This window comes from Clostridium sp. JS66, assembly GCF_033561535.1.
GTDB lineage: Bacteria > Bacillota > Clostridia > Clostridiales > Clostridiaceae > Clostridium_AM > Clostridium_AM carboxidivorans.
On record NZ_CP131467.1, the window covers coordinates 2,487,896 to 2,510,109 of the forward strand.

At 29.7% G+C, this 22,214-nt stretch carries 18 protein-coding genes and 2 other annotated features; of the genes, 14 read left to right on the top strand and 4 right to left on the bottom strand.

Features of this window, described 5'->3' with window-relative positions; all coding sequences use genetic code 11:
• Nucleotides 1-375 precede the first annotated feature (375 nt).
• A complete protein-coding gene (locus tag Q6H37_RS11740) occupies nucleotides 376-1,323 on the top strand; it encodes an AEC family transporter (RefSeq protein WP_318742109.1) in 948 nt (315 codons plus the stop codon).
• 308 nt (nucleotides 1,324-1,631) lie between these two features.
• Here Q6H37_RS11740 and Q6H37_RS11745 read toward each other — a convergent pair whose 3' ends face one another.
• Nucleotides 1,632-2,972 carry an MATE family efflux transporter gene (locus Q6H37_RS11745; RefSeq protein WP_318742110.1) on the bottom strand — a complete coding sequence of 447 codons (1,341 nt, stop codon included), beginning with the start codon at nucleotides 2,970-2,972 and terminating at the stop codon, nucleotides 1,632-1,634.
• A 261-nt stretch (nucleotides 2,973-3,233) separates the two neighbouring features.
• Here Q6H37_RS11745 and Q6H37_RS11750 point away from each other — a divergent pair, with 261 nt between their 5' ends.
• A complete protein-coding gene (locus tag Q6H37_RS11750; RefSeq protein ID WP_318742111.1) occupies nucleotides 3,234-3,866 on the top strand; it encodes a TetR/AcrR family transcriptional regulator in 633 nt (210 codons plus the stop codon).
• 658 nt (nucleotides 3,867-4,524) lie between these two features.
• On the opposite strand, the gene Q6H37_RS11755 is transcribed toward Q6H37_RS11750, so the two are convergent.
• Complete coding sequence (locus tag Q6H37_RS11755) at nucleotides 4,525-4,944, bottom strand: PPC domain-containing DNA-binding protein (RefSeq protein WP_318742112.1); 420 nt, start codon at nucleotides 4,942-4,944, stop codon at nucleotides 4,525-4,527.
• A 68-nt stretch (nucleotides 4,945-5,012) separates the two neighbouring features.
• Nucleotides 5,013-5,214, bottom strand: a binding site (T-box leader).
• Between the two features lie 377 nt (nucleotides 5,215-5,591).
• Nucleotides 5,592-5,789 (top strand) — a binding site (T-box leader).
• Nucleotides 5,790-5,874: 85 nt separating this feature from the next.
• Here Q6H37_RS11755 and Q6H37_RS11760 point away from each other — a divergent pair.
• The 5 genes from Q6H37_RS11760 to Q6H37_RS11780 all read left to right on the top strand — a co-directional run bounded on the left by Q6H37_RS11760 (nucleotide 5,875) and on the right by Q6H37_RS11780 (nucleotide 11,815).
• Nucleotides 5,875-7,071, top strand: a complete 1,197-nt coding sequence (locus tag Q6H37_RS11760; protein WP_007061398.1) for a PLP-dependent aminotransferase family protein — start codon at nucleotides 5,875-5,877, stop codon at nucleotides 7,069-7,071.
• A 113-nt stretch (nucleotides 7,072-7,184) separates the two neighbouring features.
• Entirely contained in the window at nucleotides 7,185-8,186 is a 1,002-nt protein-coding gene (gene ilvC, locus Q6H37_RS11765; protein WP_318742113.1) for a ketol-acid reductoisomerase, read from the top strand.
• A gap of 23 nt (nucleotides 8,187-8,209) precedes the next feature.
• Entirely contained in the window at nucleotides 8,210-9,871 is a 1,662-nt protein-coding gene (gene ilvB / locus Q6H37_RS11770; protein WP_318742114.1) for a biosynthetic-type acetolactate synthase large subunit, read from the top strand.
• A gap of 307 nt (nucleotides 9,872-10,178) precedes the next feature.
• A complete protein-coding gene (locus tag Q6H37_RS11775; RefSeq protein WP_318742115.1) occupies nucleotides 10,179-10,931 on the top strand; it encodes an AraC family transcriptional regulator in 753 nt (250 codons plus the stop codon).
• Nucleotides 10,932-11,011: 80 nt separating this feature from the next.
• Complete coding sequence (locus Q6H37_RS11780) at nucleotides 11,012-11,815, top strand: epoxyqueuosine reductase (protein ID WP_318742116.1); 804 nt, start codon at nucleotides 11,012-11,014, stop codon at nucleotides 11,813-11,815.
• Nucleotides 11,816-11,881: 66 nt separating this feature from the next.
• Here the strand turns inward: Q6H37_RS11780 and Q6H37_RS11785 are convergent, their stop codons facing one another.
• Together Q6H37_RS11785 and Q6H37_RS11790 are read right to left on the bottom strand one after the other, a co-directional pair.
• A complete protein-coding gene (locus Q6H37_RS11785) occupies nucleotides 11,882-13,030 on the bottom strand; it encodes a Coenzyme F420 hydrogenase/dehydrogenase, beta subunit C-terminal domain (protein WP_318742117.1) in 1,149 nt (382 codons plus the stop codon).
• Nucleotides 13,031-13,246: 216 nt separating this feature from the next.
• On the bottom strand, nucleotides 13,247-13,690 hold the full coding sequence (locus tag Q6H37_RS11790; RefSeq protein ID WP_318742118.1) for a MarR family transcriptional regulator: 444 nt from the start codon (nucleotides 13,688-13,690) through the stop codon (nucleotides 13,247-13,249).
• Nucleotides 13,691-13,933: 243 nt separating this feature from the next.
• Here Q6H37_RS11790 and Q6H37_RS11795 point away from each other — a divergent pair, with 243 nt between their 5' ends.
• From Q6H37_RS11795 to Q6H37_RS11825, 7 genes are all read left to right on the top strand, one after another.
• Nucleotides 13,934-16,186 (top strand): ABC transporter ATP-binding protein, encoded by a 2,253-nt coding sequence (locus Q6H37_RS11795; RefSeq protein WP_318742119.1) that lies wholly within the window; start codon nucleotides 13,934-13,936, stop codon nucleotides 16,184-16,186.
• Nucleotides 16,183-18,045 (top strand): ABC transporter ATP-binding protein, encoded by a 1,863-nt coding sequence (locus tag Q6H37_RS11800; RefSeq protein ID WP_318742120.1) that lies wholly within the window; start codon nucleotides 16,183-16,185, stop codon nucleotides 18,043-18,045. The genes Q6H37_RS11795 and Q6H37_RS11800 overlap by 4 nt, the downstream gene beginning before the upstream one ends.
• A 256-nt stretch (nucleotides 18,046-18,301) precedes the next feature.
• Nucleotides 18,302-18,460: a zinc-ribbon domain-containing protein gene (locus Q6H37_RS11805; RefSeq protein ID WP_007061385.1), complete on the top strand. Its 159-nt coding sequence runs from the start codon at nucleotides 18,302-18,304 to the stop codon at nucleotides 18,458-18,460.
• Nucleotides 18,461-18,767: 307 nt separating this feature from the next.
• Nucleotides 18,768-19,682 (top strand): phosphate ABC transporter substrate-binding protein, encoded by a 915-nt coding sequence (locus Q6H37_RS11810; protein WP_318742121.1) that lies wholly within the window; start codon nucleotides 18,768-18,770, stop codon nucleotides 19,680-19,682.
• A 59-nt stretch (nucleotides 19,683-19,741) separates the two neighbouring features.
• Complete coding sequence (gene pstC / locus Q6H37_RS11815) at nucleotides 19,742-20,611, top strand: phosphate ABC transporter permease subunit PstC (RefSeq protein WP_318742122.1); 870 nt, start codon at nucleotides 19,742-19,744, stop codon at nucleotides 20,609-20,611.
• 13 nt (nucleotides 20,612-20,624) lie between these two features.
• Nucleotides 20,625-21,455: a phosphate ABC transporter permease PstA gene (pstA, locus tag Q6H37_RS11820; RefSeq protein ID WP_318742123.1), complete on the top strand. Its 831-nt coding sequence runs from the start codon at nucleotides 20,625-20,627 to the stop codon at nucleotides 21,453-21,455.
• A 2-nt stretch (nucleotides 21,456-21,457) separates the two neighbouring features.
• The gene (locus tag Q6H37_RS11825) at nucleotides 21,458-22,207 is read left to right on the top strand and encodes a phosphate ABC transporter ATP-binding protein (RefSeq protein WP_318742124.1); all 750 of its coding nucleotides are present in this window, start codon (nucleotides 21,458-21,460) and stop codon (nucleotides 22,205-22,207) included.
• The last annotated feature ends 7 nt before the right edge of the window (nucleotides 22,208-22,214 follow it).

Sequence of the window (22,214 nt, forward strand, 5' to 3'; positions counted from 1 at the left end):
ATACATTTATCCGATCGCTACCATTGCTAACACCCCAATCTATCAAAGTAGGGGATAAGCACTGCTACGCGCCTGGATAAGTTCTTCTAAGGTTCAGATGAAGAAGGTCATTCTAATAAGCAAACTTCATCTGAACCTAAGAATCACTTGATGAAATGATATTATGTTAATTTTTATCAATACCTTCATTTTAGTAATGTTATTAAATTTAAGTTGTTATTTACGGTTAACAATTCGCATATTATGTAAATTAACCTCTAAAGTAAACTAAATAATATAAAAATAAAAAAATATAGAAATAAAATAATGAGGCAAAAACTTTCAAAAATTTGATTTGTGTGACATAATATAATAGACATCAAAGGAGGGGGAAGTATGGTAGTAATGAATGCAGTAGGAAGTGTACTAAGTATAGTTATTATGATATCTATTGGATATATATTAACTTCAAAAAAGTGGTTAGACGAAAAAATATCTAAGGTTTTTGCAAAATTAGTTTGTAATCTAGCATTGCCTTGTCTTATGGTATCAGATTTGATGAGCAATTTTGATAAGGAAAAGCTTGGCCATTTGGCTAAAGGCTTAATAATTCCTTTTTTATCTATGGCAGTGTGTTACCTAATAGCTATAGCTGTAAGTAAAATAATAAAAGTAAAAAAAGGAAGAATAGGTACCTTTAGATCCATGTTTTTTGTTTCAAATTCAATTTTTATTGGACTTCCAGTAAATATGGCTCTTTTTGGAAGTAAAAGTGTTCCTTATGTTTTGCTGTACTATATAGCAAATACTACATTTTTTTGGACTATTGGAGCTTATGGAATTTGTAAAGATGGACAAACTTCTGATGGAAAATGCTCGGCAGGTATATTATCTAAAGAAACATTAAAAAGAATAATGTCACCACCTTTAATGGGATTTATAGTATCTATTTTACTTATATTATTTAATATTCAGTTACCTAAGTTTGTATTAGATACATGTAAATACATGGGGAATCTTACAACACCATTATCTATGCTGTTTATAGGTATAACAATTTATTCTGTTGATAAGAGCGAAATAAAGATAAGTAGGGATATGATCGCTATAATTTTAGGAAGATTTTTAATATCTCCATTATTAATCTTTATTATGGCTTATTACTATCCAGTACCTTTGCTAATGAAACAAGTATTTGTAATACAAGCAGCTATGCCAGTTATGACAAATACGGCTATAGTAGCTAGAGCTTATAACGCAGATCATAAATATGGTACAGTAATGACTGTGATTACTACTGTGTTAAGTTTGTTGTTTATACCATTGTATATGGCTTTAATTTAAAAAACAGTATTTAAATAGATTTAAATGAAAAAAGAACTGTGAAATTTATATATTCCACAGTTCTTTTTATGTAATGCAAAAGTTACCAATTCAACTTCTAATGTATATATTTAATTACACTGTTATAGGTAATTTTAGTAAGTGAAAATTATATTTAATTATAAGTTATAGTGATTAAAAATTATGACATAATCATTGAGATATAATATATTTAGTTTAGGTTATTTTTTAAAATATAACTGTAACCAAATTATTTATAACTATCTATTCCTTTTATTTTATAGATATGATTATTATACTATGATTCATTATTTGTTACTTAAATTTTTTACTTCTTTAAATAATAATACTATTGTAATTATTGAAGAAATGAAGTCTGATATTGGTATTGATAACCATATACCATCTAATTTCAAAAAAATAGGCAATATAATAATCAATGGAATCAAAAGTATAACTTGTCTTAATGTGCATAGAATTATAGAATGTTTTGCTTTACCAATAAATTGAAAATAATTTGATCCTAAAATCTGAATCCCTACAAATGGAATCATTGATGCACATATTTTTATTGCATGAGATCCTATAGTAATTAATTTAGAATTGCTTATACTAAAAATTCTAATTATATTATCACTAAATAGTTCCAGTATTAAGAAACCTATAATTGAAATGATAGTTACAGATATAAGCGATATATTTAATGCTTTCTTTACACGTTTGAAGTTTTTGAAACCATAATTATATCCTATTATAGGTTGTACACCTTGAATTATGCCGTTTATAGGCATAAATATCAGCATAAATAAGCTATTTATTATCCCATAAGTTGCTAATGATATGTTGCCGCCATAAATTTCAAATCTTTTATTAAAAACAATAGTTATTAGACACATTGCTAGTTGCATTAAGAATGCTGATACACCAATTGATAAGATTTTAAAAAGTATATGTTTTTTTAATTTCAAATTTTTAACATACAGTTTTAATGTACTTTTTTTAGAAAGAAAAGAATATGTTGCACATATTGAAGTAATTGTTATAGAAAGGACTGTTGCTAAAGCTGACCCTTTAATACCCATATTAAACATAAATATAAAGATAGGATTAAATATGATATTTAATATAATTCCTGCTAACATATTTTGCATTGCTTTTTTAGCATTTCCTTGACCACGTAAAATACTATTCATTGAGAATCCTAATATTTGAAATAAAGTACTTAGCAAAAATATATTTGTATATTCTTTAGAATAAATTAATACTTCTCCTTTACCGCCAAAGACATTTAAAACTGGGTCTATAAAAATATATCCTAAAAAAGTTAACACTATTGATACTATAACTGATAAAGTGAATGTATTTCCTAAAACAAGTTCAGCTTCATTGATATTTTGTTCACCTAATTTAATTGATACTAATGATACTGCACCTATTCCAACAAGCATGGAAAATGCTATTATTATCAAGGAAATAGGGTATGCTGCTGTTATTGCTGAAATACCTAATGTACCAACCCCCCTTCCAACAAATATTCTATCGCATACATTATAAAGTGCATTAGCTAACATAGCTATAATTGCTGGAGTTGAAAATTTAAATAGTAATATATGTACAGGATCTTTTGCTAATTGACTTGTATTATTCATTTTATGTTCATTCCTTTCATTGTATTAAATTTAACATTATCTAGTGAATTGAATATATGTTTTTTTTATTAACTGACGTCAGTCAAATATAAGTATATATTACTGACTGACGTAAGTCAATGAGCATAAAAGTTGAACTTTTTATGTTTATTAACAAATTAAAGAAACTACAAAATAATCTAGACATAGAAATGTTGTTTTCTTGACTTATAACTACAGCATTTGTAAAATTATATTAGATTAATATAATTGGGAGGTCATATGTCTAGAATAACAAAAAAACCAGAAGAGAGAAAAAACGAATTAATAGATGTGGCAGAAGAGCTTTTTTCAACACTTGGCTATAGGAACACTTCTGTAAGTGATATTGTAAAAAAGGTTTCTGTTGCACAAGGAACTTTTTATTATTATTTCAAATCTAAAGAAGATATTTGTGTTTCTATTTTTCAACGGCACTTAGAAAAAACTGTTAATGAATTCAATAAAATAATAAGTAATGTTAACATTAGTGCTATAAAAAAACTTGAAAAATTAATAGAAGTTGATATTAATTTTAATAAAGCAGGTTTTGTCAGTATTCTTCATGATGAAGAGTATTCCACTTTACATAGAAAGTTCATGATTTATATTATAGATAGTTATAAACCTATTGTTTTAAGTATCATAAATCAGGGAATTGATGAAGGTGTATTTAAAACAGAGTTTGCTGATGAAATAGCGGAGTTTTTCTTAGTAAATGCTAATTTTTTATTTGATCCTGAATTGTTTTCATGGAATAGAGATGAATATATTAAAAAGATAAATGCTTTTTCATATATTATGGGAAAATCTTTAAATTTACATAAAGGTAGTTTTAATTTTATAGATTCTTTTAAAACCTATTTAAATAGATAGGAAGCATTTTTTTCTTACATTTATTTTCAGTAAATATAAAATCCATAGGATAATACTTGCTTATTGACAGCGTGAGATTAAGACTCAGAAGTTATGTTTCAGTAGGAAGCTATTTAAGTGGAAGATGGATTCAGGAGTTTAATATGAAAATATAATGTTTAAATAATTTAAATAGAAAAAGAGCTTTGAAATTATTATGTATGTAATTTACGGATTGAAATTTTTACAACACAATTTTATTATTACGATTAAATTGAATATAGTGAAGATTGTTACTTTTCTATTTAACTACTTGAATTAAAAGTAGTTAATATTGGCTTGCATTTTTATAAGCATTTTGAATTAAAAAAATAACATTACGATAATTATGAATAAAAAAATGCATAAAATATATTAGTACGTTAGGTTAAAATGAAATTGCTAGATTGAATCTTATTCCGTGATATGAGTATAATCAACAGAGAACGGAAGAAAATGAAGGTTGATTTTTTGCTAATGCAAAAGAATCTTTAAATTTATATGGATTAGCAATGTCTCACTTTAGTGAAACGAGTCATCAAAAATTTAATTGAAGATTTTTCACAAGTGTAGCGTAGAAAAATTATCCTTCAATGTCCTCTGTCCTCTAAAAAGTTGTGTTACATACTTGAAAATTTTTTTAGAATTTCAATGCTTCAGCACCTACAGAAGAGTTAAATTCCCTGCCTACTTCACCATCTATTGTATCAATAACTATTTCACCTATGATATTAATTACAGCAGAATGTAAATGACCTCCTATTGTGGAATAATTGCTGCCAGAAAGGCATATATGAGCGTGAACAAATGGTTCACCATTAAGATTTGTTATATTGCCAAGCAGTGAGGATATTTCATAGTGTCCTACAAATTCTTTTTCTACATGAGTTTGAGTTTTACAATCAAAAACACCTAGTACAGCTTTGTCACAAGCTCCAATTCCAGTTATGTTTCCAAGAGATACTTTTGCCTGCTTACAAAATTCAGTAATAGAGTTTAGTATTTCATCTCCTTTGTCCAATCTGACTACATATTTGCTTCCAAATTTTTTAAATTCCATGTATAAAGCCTTCTTTCTAATGTTAAGTAAATTATATTTTTGCAATAAAAAAACAGATCTTCACCCTAATCTGGGGCGAGATCTGTTCGCGGTACCACCCAATTTTTAACTTCATGTTAATAACGGCAAATGCCGGTGCAGCTTACTATTTTAGATTCAGCTTACAGCTCAAGGGTGATTTTCAGCAAATTTAGATTTACGGGCTTTCACCTTGTTCCCACTCTCTTTAAAATATAATATATGCATACTCTTCCCTGTCATAGCTTTTTAATTAAGTTTTACCACATTATACTACAAAAAATTTTTTCTCGTCAACTAAATTTTAAAATTTTTTTCGCAGGAAAAAGAATAAAAAAAATCATAAAAACATAAATATGATTTTTTAAATTCAAGTAGATTTTAGCTAACATATATATGCTTTAATTTTTTGCATTTAAGACTATAATATATTAAAAAAACATTTTTGAAAATTAAAAAAAAGCTATTGACAAATATAAAATAAAAACTTATGATATGTGACATAGCAGTTTTTAAGAACCCCAGAAATGAAAAAATTGGAGAATAAAAAAAACTGTTGACAAGTTTTAAAAAGTATAGTAGATTATAAAAAAAGGTTTCAACGAGAAACTTAAAATTGATTATTAAAACTAAATGCTATGATATGGGAAGAGTAAATAGTGAAAGATTTTTTAGAGAGTGAGGGCAGGTGAAAGCTCACAAATTGGAAGCTGTTGAAAATCACCCAGGAGCAGCGAGCTGAAATTAGTAAGCTATGCCGGCGTAAAGTCGTTATTTGAATTAAGTTATAAATATGGGTGGTAACGCGATCAAACCTCGCCCCAAATGGGAAGAGGTTTGATTTTTTTTATACTTTTTTCTGTATAAAAAATGCATATGACCTAAAATTATACATAAAAAGGGGTGCTATAAATGAAAAACAAATTTGCAAGTAGAATGAAGGGCGATGGCCCAAGTGAATCAGATGAGAGTATAGCTCTTATAATGAAACTAACTGGGATGCCTGATGTAATATCTTTTGCAGGGGGGTTACCAGCTGGGGAGCTGTTTCCCATAGAGGAGATGAAAGAAGTTTCAAAAAAGGTATTAGAGCAGGATGGAAAAAATGCTCTTCAATATAGTTCCACAGAGGGGCAAATGGAACTAAGAGAAGCAATTGCAGATCAAATTATGAAAGCTTCAGGAGTAGAAACTAAAGCAGAAAATATACTAGTAACTTGTGGTTCACAACAAGCTTTAGAGTTCTCAGGAAGAATTTTCTTAGATAAAGATGATGTAGTTATTTGTGAAAGTCCAAGTTATTTAGGAGCAATAATGGCATTTAAAGCTTATGGTCCTAAATTTGTAGAAGTAGCAATGGATGAAGATGGAATGATCATGGAAGATCTAGAAAAAGCTTTAAAAGAAAATCCAAAAGCAAAATTCATATATACAGTTCCAGATTTTCAAAATCCAACAGGAAGAACTCTTCCAGTAGAGAGAAGAAAGAAAATGGTAGAACTTGCTGAAAAATATGATGTACTTATATTAGAGGATAATCCTTATGGAAACTTAAGATTTGAAGGAGAAAGACTACCAGCTATAAAGAGTTTTGATAAAAGTGAACATGTAATTTATCATGGAACTTTTTCTAAAATATTCTGTCCAGGACTTAGACTTGGATGGGTTTGTACAAATGATAAGGAAACCTTCAATCAATATGTTTTAGTTAAACAATCTGTAGATCTTCAAACTAATACAATGTCACAAAAAGAAACAGCATTATATATGAAGATGTATGACATCAATGAAAATGTAAAGAAAATAAATAAAGTTTATAAGGTAAGAAGAGACTTAATGATAAAGACTATGGAAGAGGAGTTTCCTAAAAATTGTTCCTTTACACATCCAGAAGGAGGACTTTTCATATGGGTGACTTTACCTGAAGAAATGGATGCTTCTAAAGTGTTAATGAAAGCTATGGATGAAAAAGTTGGATTTGTACCAGGTGTAGCTTTTTATGCAAATGAAACACATAAGAATAATTTCAGACTTAACTTTTCAAGTATGCAGGATGAAAAAATAGTAGAAGGAATTAAAAGACTAGGTAAAGTTTTAAAAGAATTTTAGCTCTAGGTGCCTTCAAAGGGCACCTACAAAAAATTTTTTAAACTTTTACAGTAAATAAATTCAATAAATTCAAAAATATTATAATTAAAGAGGAAATTTAGGAGGAATATAAAATGGAAAGATTAAAGGTTTATTATGATAAGGATGCTAATTTAGAATTATTAAAGGGAAAAACAGTAGCTGTTATAGGTTATGGAAGTCAAGGTCATGCTCATTCTTTAAATTTAAAAGAAAGTGGAGTAGATGTAGTAGTAGGTTTATATAAGGGAAGTAAATCATGGAAGATAGCAGAAGAAGCAGGTCTTAAAGTAATGGAATCTGCTGATGCTGTGAAGGCTGCAGATTTTGTAATGATGTTAGTTCCAGATGAAAAACAAAGCAAACTTTATAAAGAAAGTGTAGAACCAAATCTTACAGAAGGAAAAGTATTGATGTTTGCTCATGGTTTTAACATTCATTTTAATCAAATAGTTCCACCAGCAAATGTAGATGTTATAATGGTAGCACCAAAAGGACCAGGACATCTTGTAAGAAGAGAATATCAACAGGGAAAAGGAGTACCTTGCTTAATTGCAATGCATCAAGATTATAGTGGAAAAGCTATGGACTATGCACTTGCATATGCAAAAGGTATAGGTGGAACAAGAGCAGGAGTACTTAAAACTACTTTTAAAGATGAAACAGAAACAGATTTATTTGGAGAACAAGCAGTACTTTGTGGAGGAGTAACAGAACTTATAAAAGCAGGCTTTGAAACTTTAGTTGATGCAGGTTATGCTCCTGAAAATGCATATTTTGAATGTCTTCATGAAATGAAGCTAATTGTAGATCTTATGTATGAAGGTGGCTTAAGCCGTATGAGATATTCTATAAGTGATACTGCTGAATATGGAGATTATTGTGTAGGAAAGAGACTTATAACAGAGGAAACAAGAAAAGAAATGAGACAAGTTTTAAAGGAAATACAAGATGGAACATTTGCAAAGAACTGGCTTCTTGAAAACCAAGTTAATAGACCATCTTTCTATGCTAAGAGAAGACAAGAACAAAATCAACTTATCGAAACAGTTGGAAAAGAATTAAGAGCCATGATGCCATGGGTTCAAAGTAAATAAGAAAGTTTAAGGGGGCTATCATTATGAAGTTAAAGGGTGCACAGGTATTATTGGAATGTATAAAAGAACAGGGTATAGACACAATATTTGGTTATCCAGGTGGGCAAGTGTTACCAATTTATGATGCCCTGTATTCTACAGAAGGATTAACTCACATACTAACTGCTCATGAACAAGGGGCAGCTCACGCAGCAGATGGTTATGCAAGATCAACAGGTAAAACAGGGGTTGTACTAACAACCTCTGGACCTGGAGCTACAAACGCAGTTACAGGTATTGCTACAGCTTATATGGATTCAGTACCTTTGGTAGTGTTTACAGGACAGGTACCTCAGAGCCTTTTGGGAAAGGATTCATTCCAAGAGGTTGACATTACTGGAATTACAGTACCTATAACAAAAGAAAATTATATAGTTACAGATCCAGACAAACTTGTGGATACAATAAGAAGAGCATTTAAAGTAGCAAGCAGCGGGCGTCCAGGTCCGGTAGTTGTAGATTTACCTAAAGATATTCAGGTGGCTGAAATAGAATACGAATGTGTTGTAAATAACCAGGGGGCTTTAGATACAGAAAAAGAACAGATAGATGAAAATGCTATAAAAAGAGCATTGGATATGATTAAAAACAGCCAAAGACCTGTAATATATGCTGGTGGAGGAGTTATAATATCAGGAGCAAATGTAGAATTGAGGGAATTTTCAGAAAAAATAGATGCGCCTGTATCATGTTCACTTATGGGAATGGGGGCTTTCCCAGGAGATCATGAAAACTATATGGGTATGCTAGGTATGCATGGAAGCCATTGTTCAAATTATGCAGTAACTAAATGTGACCTTTTAATTGCAGTAGGTGCTCGTTTTAGTGATCGGGTAATAAGCAAAGTAGAAGCTTTTGCACCTAATGCAAAAATAATTCATATTGATATTGACCCTAAAGAATTTGGAAAAAATGTAGATATAAATTTAGCTGTAAAAGGTGATACAAAAGAAGTTTTAACTTTACTAAATGAGAAGCTTGAAAAACAAAGACATGAAGAATGGCTTTCTCAAATCAGCAAATGGAAAGAGATAAAACCTGTGAATGGTCCAGTTGGAAGCTTAAGTCCAAAGGTTATAATAGAAAAACTTTATGAACTTACAAAAGGAGATTGTATCATAACTACAGAAGTAGGCCAGAATCAAATATGGGCTGCACAATATTTTAAATATTTAAAGCCAAGAACTTTTGTATCTTCTGGTGGACTTGGAACTATGGGCTTTGGTCTGGGTGCAGCAATTGGGGCAGCTATAGGCAATCCAGATAAAAAAGTTATAAATGTAGCAGGTGATGGAAGTTTTAAAATGAATTCTACAGAATTAGCAACTGTAGCAAAATATCAAGTGCCTATGATTCAATTAGTACTTAATAATCAAGCTTTAGGTATGGTACATCAGTGGCAGGATTTATTTTATCAAGGAAGATTCTGCAATACAAAATTGGGGCCTGATGTAGATTTTGTGAAACTTGCAGCTGCTTATGATATAGAAGCATTTAAAATAACTGAAGACTCACAAGTAGAAGATGTACTTAAAAAGGCATTGAGTATGAACAAACCAGTATTGATAGAATGTGCTATAAATAGAGATGAAAAGGTATTTCCAATAGTACCTCCAGGAGCACCTATAAATGAAAGTATTGGATAAAGGTATGTTCAATTTATATAGTGCCTCATAATATAAGCACATTGTTATTTAAAAATAAGGGCTATATGTCTATGTCAAATTAAGATTTTTAAAAGATTAATTTTGTGCAATTTTGGGGCTGCACAAAATAGGGTTTAGTACTAAAAGTAAAATTAACTTTAGTACTAAACCTTTTATTTTTATATTATAGAGAATTTTATTCAAAAAATTGAGTTATATACTAAGATAGAGAATACTAAATTTATGCTATAATAAGGTTAGTATGTTAATTTGCAATTTATAGTATATAAAGAAAGAAGGAATACTTTTGGATAGTATAAAATGTGAGCGTAGAATATATAATTCTAAAATTAGTACACATACTCATGAATATGGGCAATTAATCTTACCACTTCTTGGTACGCTTTCTATAGAAACTACTTATAAGAGATTAAAGTTAAAAGATGATTCTTTATTCTTTCTTCCTCCAGATTGTGAACATACTTTTAATGCTTATAATAGTAATGAATTCTTGGTTTTAGATATACCTGATAAAATGCTGAATAAGTATGATATGAAAAAAATGCGTGGTGGAAAAGATTTTTTATTTAATGAAAAATGGAAAGCTATACGATATTTATTATTAAGCGAAACTGATAATAACAAAAGCTCTAGTTCCATAAATAATCTATTCCTCTACTTTTATAATTTAATTACTATCGAAAATTTTCCTAATTCTATAAAATATATAAATGAAAATTTTACTGAAAATATAGATTTAAAGAAATTATCAGATATAGAGCATTATAATGTTAGTTATTATAGTGAATGGTTTAAAAATAATATGAATGTTTCCCCAATTGAGTATGTACAAAATCTAAGAGTAAAAAAGGCAAAAGAATTTCTTCTAAATACAAACTTAACAATTTTACAAATTTCTCAAATGGTAGGTTACGAACACAATTCATCATTTACTAAAGTATTTAAGCACATAGAAAAAATATCACCTTCAGAGTTTAGAAAAAAATCAAAAAATAGACTAAAAAGTAACTGTATTTTAGCAAAGACTTGTCTAATTTAAGAGATATAATAATATATAGGTAACATTTTAAATGACTACTTGAAAATATTCCTTAATAAGAAGAAAGGATGTGCTTTTTTGTGAAAGAAAAAATCACTGCTAAGATACGTGACTTTGTTATGGACTACCAACAGAAAATAGATATTTCAACGAAATGGGGTGAGCCTTTGGTAGGCTTTGCAGATGCAAAACATCCCTATATTTTAAAGTTGAAGGAACTAATTACAGCAACTCATGGATTGCCTACTGAAGTGATTCCCGATGCATCAATTGTAATAGCTTATTTTGTGCCGTTTACCGAGGAATTAGCAAATACTAATAAAGTTGCTGGCGATATATCATCGCCTGAATGGGCATTAGCCTATGAAGAAACCAATGCAATGTTTAACAAACTTAATGAATATATAATAAAGTCATTAAGAAAAATGGGGTATAAGGCAGATGTTTCACCTGAAGCTGCTACTTTTGACCAAAAAGCATTAAAAAGCAATTGGTCTCACCGACATTTTGCAAAAGCAGCGGGTATGGGAACTTTTGGTATCAATAATATGTTGATAACCAAGATTGGATGCTGCGGGAGATATAGCACCATTGTAACAAATCTTGATATTGAGCCAGATGTGCCCTTGAAAGAAGAATATTGTTTATATAAAAAAAATGGAAGCTGTGGTGTATGTGTAAAGAATTGTCCAGCAGGTGCTTTAACTTTAAATGGATATGATAGACAAAAATGTTATGCTGTAGCTAGAAAAAATGCAGAAATATATACACAGTTTGGAAGTTCCTATACTAATGAATCAGGAGAACAGCCAAACAGTGTGGGTAGTGAAGTATGTGGAAAATGTGTAGTAAATACACCATGCACCTTCAATAGAATAATATAAAATATATAACTATACATGGTAGCCACTTATTTATCAGCTACCATGTATTTTATATACACTTTATATTTAATCAGGTGTATATCTATCAGTATTTTTTATGTAATTTTCATAAATGTACTGGAAGCCTTCTTCTTTTACTTTAGATAAAATTTCAGACCTTTTTTTACGCATATTTAAGAAACCATCATGAATACGGGGATTTCCTTTTATTGCATCCTTCAAATCCTTATTGAAAAGCTTAATTTTATTTTGTCTTTCAAGTTCATGTAAAAATAAAAGGCCTTTAGAATTGTTTCCAAGTACTACGGAAACTCCACGTTCATCCATCAAGTCTTCAGATATTTTCCAGAAGTCACCCATAGTTATGTCACCAGTACGGGGTACAGCTGCAAATTTGCAGTTGTAACAGGATAAGTTTAAATAAAGATCACATATGAAACCATGGAAAAATGGGTCCTGCCTTGTAATGCATTCATAAGGTTCTGCTTTGTCTATGTTCATTTTCACTTTATATTTTGACCATCCATTACTTTTATCTCTAAAGGTATATGAATTTACTTTATGTCCTTTGGCAATGAAATTTATGTATTTATCAAATATGATTTTAGAAGGAACTCCATGACATACCACATCTGCTGCAAATAAATTTTCACTTTTAGTAAAAGTTTTTAAGGCAGCTACTTGGCAAGGGGTACCTGTAAATAACACTTTTTTACCTTGATTTTCAACTAAGTCTACAATTGTTGAATAAGTATTATCTAAATTGCTTTGAATGTATTTTGAACTTCTAAGCTTTGAAAGATCTTCTTTGTTGTTTACACACATATGTTTTACAGTTAAATTTTTTTTCCAGGCAGCACCGAATACAACACCACCTTCTTCAAGGAAGCTTTCTGCAATCTCAGTAAAAATTCCACCAGAAGAGCTTGCAAGTCTTGTAGTATCATTTGTAGAAAAGGCAGCATAAGTTTTTATTTCTTCTTTTGTAAAATTATTTGACTCAAAGCTTATAACAGGACAGTTTTTAGAGCAAAGACCGCAATTAATACATTTATCTTCTACAATTTCTGGTTTATAAAATCCTTCCTCAGAAATTTTCATTTCAATTGCCTTAGATTTACAAGTATTAGCACATCCAAAACAGCTTGTACATTTTTCTATACCTATCACTTTAATAGCAGAAAGTTTACTATTGGTATTATCGTTATTAATCATTTATCGTTATTAGTGATTCAGTGTACTATAGGCGCTAAACTCACTAAAGTATTCACTTCCTTTCTATATACTTTTTAAAATTTTTATATAATATGTTATTAATTCTACTCATATTGCAACTTGAAAGCATTTTTATGCCAGCGAAATAAATAAACTAATTTTTATAAAGCTCTTTGTTTTCTTATTTTCCAAATTATCTTGATAAAAATTGACAAGTTATTCTAGTTTTGAAATTATTTTTGTAATACCTACTACATGCTCGCCAAGAGATTTTAAATCTTCATCAGTAAGAGAGGATATTCTTTTGGCTAAATTATTTTTCGTTATTTCTTCTTGTTCTTTTATAAAACCGTAAGCCTTATCTGTTAATTCAATTCTAAGGATTCGTCTATCATTTTCATCATTGTATCTATTAACCATTCCTTCATTAATTAACTTATCAATGATAGGTGTCATATTAGGTTTTGATATTACAAGCTTTTTGGCGACTTCGGAAATGGAAGATGTACCCATACGTGCAAGGTAAATTATAACTCTAAAATGAGAATGGGGTATAGGAAGATTCTTTGCAATATCGTTTGGATGAAAAATTTTATTATGTAAATATAACATTAGATTATATAAATCTCCAGATAGTTTATTAAGTTGATTATTATCCATTTTGTCCTCCATAAGTAAATAATATAATTTCCTATATTATAATACATTTATAATTATTATACAATATGAAAAGTTATGGATGCATAAAAGTTATTGACATATAAAAATTATTTAAATATAATAGTTATATAATTATAACTAAATTGCATTTGGAGGTATATAAGATGTAGTTGTAATTAGTTATTGAAGAATTTAAAGAATAAAGCAAAAACTAAATAAAAGTAGAATGGAGAAATGAGTTTAATGTTAAAAATAATAAAACATTTAAAACCTTTTATGACATCCATAGTTGCAGTGGTATGTCTTTTGTTTGTACAGGCAGTATGCGATTTATCACTGCCGGACTATATGTCTAATATTGTTAATGTAGGCATTCAACAAGGTGGAGTGGAAAATGCAGTTCCAAGTGTAATTCGTAAAAGTGAATTTGATAAACTTAAATTCTTTATGAATGAAAATGAGAAAAAAGAAATAGATGAAAATTATATTCTTTTGAATAAGGAAAGTCTTTCTCAAAGTGAGTTAGATAACTATTTAAAGGATTATCCAAGGCTTGATAAAGAGCCACTTTATAAGTTGAATACAAAAAATAAAAATACAATTAGTGAACTTAATAATATTTTTGGGAAACCTATGTTAATTACTCAAGGAATTGAAAAGGGTGGAATATCTGCACTAAACTCTAGTATATCAGGGAGTAAGGGAAGCAAACCACAAACAAAGCTTCCAGCAAATACAGATCCTTTTATAGTAATTTCCAAGTTGCCACAAAGTCAGATAAATACAATAAGGGAAAAGGCAGATGAAAAATTTAAGAATATGCCAGGCAGTATGGTAACTCAATCTGCAGTTAGTTGTATTCATAATGAATATAAAGTTATAGGAATAAATACAGATAAGCTTCAATCTAACTACATTTTTGTGTCAGGTGGAAAAATGCTTCTTTTAGCTTTAGTTAGTATGATTGCTACAGTAATAGTTAGTTTATTAGCAGCAAGAGTAGCAGCAGGATTAGGAAAAGACCTTAGAAAAAAAGTATTTAGAAAAGTTACAAGTTTTACTAATACAGAATTTGATAAATTTTCAACAGCTTCTTTAATCACAAGAAGTACAAACGATATTCAGCAGGTGCAAACACTTATGGTCATGTTGCTCAGAATAGTATTTTATGCACCAATCTTGGGTGTAGGTGGAGTTATTAAGGTGCTTAATACAGATCTTTCTATGGGGTGGATTATAGCAGTTGCAGTTATGGCCATTTTAACTTTAGTTATTGTCTTATTTAGTATAGCTTTGCCTAAGTTTAAGAGTGTACAGAAGCTAGTAGATAAGATTAATTTAATAACTCGTGAATCTTTAACAGGTATGCTAGTAATTCGTGCTTTTAATAATGAAAAATACGAAGAAAGTAAATTTGAAAAAGCAAATAAGGATTTAACAAAAACAAATTTATTTATAAGCCGTTTAATGACATTAATGATGCCATTAATGATGTTCATAATGAATGGAGTTTCTTTACTTATAATTTGGATTGGAGCTCATCAGGTTGATATGGGACATATACAGGTTGGTGATATGATGGCATTCATGCAGTATACAATGCAAATAATTATGGCATTTTTGATGATTTCTATGGTATCAATTATGCTTCCACGAGCTTCTGTATCAGCTCAGCGTATAGCAGAAGTTTTAGATACTGAAGTTGCCATCACTGATTTAGAAGAAACTAAAAAATTCTCTTTAGACATGAAGGGTTCCGTTGAATTTAAAAATGTTAGCTTTAGATATCCAGGTGCAGAAGAAGATGTGCTTTCAAATATTAGATTTACTGCAAGGCCAGGGGAAACTACAGCCTTTATTGGAAGTACAGGAAGTGGAAAATCAACATTAATAAACTTAATTCCACGGTTTTATGATGTAATAAGTGGAGAAATATTAATAGATGGTGCTAATATTAAAGAAGTGTCTCAAAAGGAATTGAGAGAAAAAGTTGGTTATGTACCGCAAAAGGGAATTTTATTTTCAGGTACCATAGAAAGTAATATTAAATATGGTAAGGAAAATGCAACTAAAGAGGAAATAATAAGAGCATCAGAAATAGCTCAAGCTATGGAATTTATTAATACTAAACCTGAAACCTTTAATACAGAAATATCACAAGGTGGTACTAATGTTTCAGGAGGTCAAAAACAAAGGCTTTCAATTGCTCGTGCTCTTGCTAAGGAACCTGAAATATTCATTTTTGATGATAGTTTCTCAGCTCTTGATTTTAAGACTGATGCAGTATTACGTAAGGCTCTTAAAAATGAAATTTCAGCAAGTACTATTATAATGGTTGCACAAAGAATAAGTACAATAATGAATGCAGATAAAATCATTGTACTTGATGAGGGGAAAATAGTAGGAACTGGTACTCACAAGGAACTTATGGAAAATTGTGAGGTTTATAAGCAAATTGCTTTATCTCAACTTTCAAAGGAGGAACTTTCAGCATGAGTGATAGAAAAATAGAAAATAAGACACAAGGTGGCTTTGGCAAAGGTCATATGGGTGGTATAGGAAATGGTGAAAAGGCAAAGAATTTCAAAGCTACTATGAATAAATTACTGCAATATTTAAAACCATATAGGCTATCAATAATTATTGTAATTATTTTTGCAATAGGTAGTGCAGCTTTTTCTATAATAGGTCCCAAAATTTTAGGTAAGGCAACAACCAAGCTCTTTGAAGGATTGGTAAATAAGGTAATGGGAGTAAAAGGTGCAACCATTGACTTTAGCTATATAGGGTATATTGTAATTTTACTTCTTGCATTATATATTGTTAGTGCTGTGTTCTCAATTATACAAGGATATATAGTTTCAGGAGTAGCACAAAAGGTATCTTATAATTTCAGAAAGGAAATTGATGAAAAGATTAATCGTATGCCGCTTAAGTACTTTGATAAGAAGACACATGGAGAAGTGCTGTCCAGGATTACTAATGATGTAGATACTGTGAGCCAATCATTAAATCAAAGTATGTCACAAATAATAACGTCAGTTGTTACAATAATAGGTGTATTAATTATGATGTTATCGATAAGTTGGCAAATGACATTAGTTGCACTTTTAATACTGCCAGTATCAATGGTTCTAATCACAGGGGTAATAAAAAAATCACAAAAGTATTTTAAATCTCAACAGGAATATTTAGGACATGTTAATGGACAAGTAGAAGAAATTTATAGTGGTCACAATATAGTAAAAGCCTTTAATAGAGAAGAGGAAGCGGTTAAAAATTTTGAAGAGGTTAATGATATACTTTATAGTTCAGCATGGAAATCTCAATTTTTATCTGGAATGATGATGCCTATTATGACTTTCATTGGTAATATAGGTTATGTAGCTGTATCTATTTTAGGTGGATGGCTTGCAATAAAGAAAACTATTGAAGTTGGGGATATTTTATCATTTGTTCAATATGTTAGAAGTTTTACACAGCCTATATCTCAAGTAGCTCAAATAGCTAATGTACTTCAATCGACAGCAGCTGCTGCAGAAAGGGTTTTTGAATTTTTAGAAGAGGAAGAAGAAGTCAAAGAGTCAGAAAATCCAGTTAAACTTCAAGAGGTTAAAGGAGAAGTTACTTTTAAGGATGTTCGATTTGGATATAACTCTGATAAAATGATAATAAATGATTTCAGGGCTCATATTAAACCTGGTCAAAAGGTAGCCATAGTAGGACCAACTGGAGCAGGAAAGACCACAATAGTTAAGCTTTTAATGCGTTTTTATGATTTAAATGGTGGATCTATATTAATTGATGGACATGATATAAAAGATTTTACCAGAGAAGATTTGCGTAGTATGTTTGGTATGGTACTTCAAGACACTTGGCTATTTAATGGTGAAATAATGGAGAATATACGTTATGGTAAACTTGATGCTTTGGATAAAGAGGTTGTTAAAGCAGCTAAGTCAGCTCATGTTCACCATTTTGTAAAAACTTTGCCAAAGGGATATAATATGGAATTAAATGAAGAAGCAAGCAATGTATCTCAAGGGCAAAAGCAGCTATTAACCATTGCTCGTGCACTTTTAAAAGATCCTAAAATATTAATACTTGATGAAGCTACAAGTTCTATTGATACTCGTACAGAGGTGCTTATTCAAAAGGCTATGGAAAATCTAATGAAAGGAAGAACAAGCTTTATTATTGCTCATAGATTATCAACAATACGGGATGCAGATTTGATACTTGTAATGAAGGATGGAGATATTGTAGAACAAGGTAGTCATCAGGAATTATTAAAGGCAAATGGTTTTTATGCTTCACTTTACAATAGTCAATTTGAAAATGCGTATGCTTCATAATTAAATACCATTAAAAGGAGTATGAATAGGTAGTTAAGTTGAAAATGTATTCTTCAATTAAAATTTAAGGATAAAGTAAATGGATTTAAGATTTAGAAATATTAAAAAATATTTAAAAATTAATACAAAAATTATTGCTTACTAATTATATCTATGCTATAATTACACATGTTGGAATCAAATATGATTAACCAATGAAATAAGAGATTTAATATAATTGAATCTTAATCTGAATCAAAGAGGAGAAATGTTTAAAATGGCAGATAAGACTTTAGTATGTAAAGATTGCGGAAAAGAGTTTGTTTTCACAGAAGGAGAACAGGCTTTCTATAAGGAAAAAGGCTTCGAAAACGAACCAGTAAGATGCCCAGAATGCAGAAAAGCTAGAAAACAACAAAGAGGATATCAAAGATAATATTATCTTTAAAAAAAACTGTAAGAATTATTCTTGCAGTTTTTTTAGTTTTTTGTTTAATTTTTGTAGCTTAAGCATAATACAAAGCATTTTAAAGAGGAAAGAGGACAATTGTCCTCTTTAAAAGGTTATATTGCAATATTTTTATATTAAGTCAGAATTTTATATGTATGTAAGGTATAACAAATTATTATTAATTGTAGCATGTTTATTAAAAAAAGTAATATATAAAGAATATAATTGTATTAGATGATAGAATAATATTATAAGTAATATATTATATATACATATTAAGGGGGATTAACTTATGAAAAAAAGTTCAAGTGTACTTTTAAGCTTATTTTTAGCTGCGGGTATGACATTTGCAGGATGCGGAAGCCAGCAAACTTCACAGAATAGTGGAGACTCCAAAGAAACAAAAATAATGTTTAGTGGATCTTCCACAATGGCACCAACTATTTCTAAGATAGCAAATAACTTTACAGAAAAAAATAAGACTTGGAATAAGGTTGACAGCAGTTTACCAGATAAGCCCATACAAATAACAGTATCTTCTGGAGGTTCAGGAACAGGAGTTAAAGCTGCAGTTGAGAAAACAAGTAATTTTGGGTTGATATCAATGGAAATGCCAAAAGATCAAAAATCTAAAATGACTAAATATAAAGAATTCAAAATAGGTATGGATGCACTTACTATATCTGTTAATCCACAAAATTCTATCTTGCAGAAAAAGAAGGGTTTAAGTAAGGAAGAAATACAAAAAATATTTTCAGGAGAAGCAAAGCTTTGGAGTGATGTAGATCCATCATTACCTGCCAATAAAATAGTAATTGTAGTAAGAGATGCAGGTGGTGGTGCAGGTGAAGTTTTTGATAAGAGTATAATGAATGGTAAAAAAATAAGTAAAGAAGCTATACAAGCACCTTCTATGGGAGCGTTAGGTCAAAAAATTATGGAAAATAAAGATGCTATTGGATATGCATCAGTAGGTATAGTAGATCAAAATAAAGGAAAAATAGTTTCTATGGATGTTGATGGAGTGACTCCAACATCTGAAAATATACTATCAGGGAAATATAAAATAGCAAGACCTCTTCTAATAATAAAGGATGGAGATTTAAATGCAGAAGAAAACGCTTTTATAAAATATGTAACTTCAGAGGAAGGATTAAAAGTAGTTAAGGAATTAGGATTTGTACCTGTAAGTAATTCTAAACAATAAATGGACAAACTCCTCGGGATTATTACCTGAGGAGTTATTTTAATTAAAAGGTGAGTTAAATGAAAAATAGAAGAAATAAAACGGAAAGAGCATTTTGTGTTTTAGTAAAATTTATAGCTTTTCTAGCTGTAAGTATTTTAAGCTTAATACTAATATTTATATTAAAAGAAAGTATGGGAGTTTTTAGCAAAGTATCTTTTATAAGTTTCATACTTGGAACCGAATGGCAGCCGTTAAATTCTAATAAGGTTGGAATAATGCCATTTCTTTTATCAACTTTATATGTATCCTTTATAGCAGTTTTAATTGCCATGCCCATAGGTATAGGTTTTTCTATATTCATGTCCATTTTAGTAAATCAAAGATTGAAATATGTGCTAAAAGCTTTTGTGAATATGTTAGCAGGTATACCTTCTGTAGTTTATGGATTTATTGGACTTTCAGTTATAGTAAAATTTTTTGAAAAATATCTTTCCTTTTCTACAGGGGAATCTATATTTTGTGCAGCCATACTTTTAAGCATTATGATATTGCCTTATATAGTTTCAAGTTGTGATGAAACCATGAGTAAAGCTTATGAAAAATATGAAGTTTATTCAAAGGCACTTGGAGTATCAAAGTGGTATATGATTAGCAACTTGATACTGCCTGTTTGTAAAAAAAGCATATTATGTTCAACTATACTTGCTACAGCAAGAGCAATGGGAGAAACTATGGCTGTTATGATGGTTATAGGAAATAGCCCTATAATGCCAACCTTATTTGGAAAGGGAGAAACAATACCTGCACTAATAGCTTTGGAAATGGGATCAGCTCAAATAGGAAGTCTACATTATCATGGGCTTTTTGCTGCGGGACTTGTACTTATGTTGTTGATTTTGGTAATAAATATAATTTTTTATAATATAAATAGGAAAATTCAAATTTAAAGAAGGAGCATATATGAATAGAGTTTTAAAAAATACAGTACTTGGGTTATGGTATTTTATAAGTAGTTTTATTGTAGTTTCCATAATTATATTTATATTCTCTTATATATTTATTAAAGGATATACTTCTGTAAATATTGGATTTATATTAGACAGTCCAAAGGGTACCCCTCTAGGTATGGATGGAGGAATATTACCAGCCATACTTGGCAGTCTTTCTTTAATGTTTTTAGCTTGTGTGAATTCTGCAATCTTAGGAATAGGTACTGCTGTGTACTTGTGTCTATATTGTAACAATAAAAGAATTGAAAATTTTATACATTTGATAGTGAGTTCTATTGCGGGAATACCTTCAATTGTTTTAGGGCTTTTTGGATATTCTTTTTTAGTTTATTTTTGTAATTTTGGAGTAAGTCTTATATCAGGAGGCATTACTCTTGGAATAATGATTTTTCCATATATAGAAGTGTTAAGTGAAAAGTCTATTAGAGAAGTAGATGAAAATTTAATACTTTCTTCTTATGCACTTGGAATAGATAAATCATATACTTTTATTCACATAATACTGCAGCAGTGTAAGGGAGAAATTATATCGGGAATTATAATGTCAGGAGGATTTGCCATGGGAGCGGCAGCACCAGTTATGCTTACTTCAGCAGTGGTAGCTGCACCTAATCCAGACTCTCTTTTTTCTCCAGTAATGGCACTGCCTTATCATTTGTATATGCTAATAAGCCAAGGAATTTCGCTGCAAAAAGCTTACGGAACTGCTTTTGTACTTATTGTAATGCTAATATTATTAAACCTTTTAGCAGCTCTTTTAAGTAAGAGAAAGAGAGGATAGATATGGATAATATATTAAAAATTAATGATTTAAATGTGTGGCTAGATGATAAATTAATACTTAAAAATGTAGATCTCTCTATAAAAAAATGTAAGATAACAGCAATAATAGGTCCTTCAGGATGTGGAAAGTCTACATTATTAAAATGTATAAATAGGATAATAGATGAAGAGAAGAATTCTAAGGTGGAAGGAATTATTGAATTTAACCATCAAGATATTAGAAAAATAGACAAAAATATTTTAAGAAAAAATATAGGATGTGTTTTTCAGGCACCAACACCATTTCCTTTTTCTATATATAAAAACATGATATATGCACTAAAGTATCATGGTACATATAGCAATGATGATATTAACAGCGTTGTTGAAGAAAAGTTAAAAATGGTAGGTCTTTATGAAGAAGTAAAAGATTATTTAAATATGTCAGCTCTTAAACTATCAGGAGGACAGCAGCAGAGACTGTGTATAGCGAGAACCCTTACCATGGAACCAGAGATTATTTTAATGGATGAACCTTGTTCTGCATTGGATTTAAATAATACCATGAAAATAGAGGAAACACTCAAAAAATTAAGTGGAAATTATAGCATTGTAATAGTAACCCATAATTTAGCTCAAGCTAGAAGGATATCAGATTATACAGCTTTTATGATGGATGGACATATAGAAGAATATGAAGAAACAGAAAAAATTTTTAAAAATCCTTTAAAAGAAAGTACACAAAAATATATTGGAGGATTAATTGGATAAATTTATT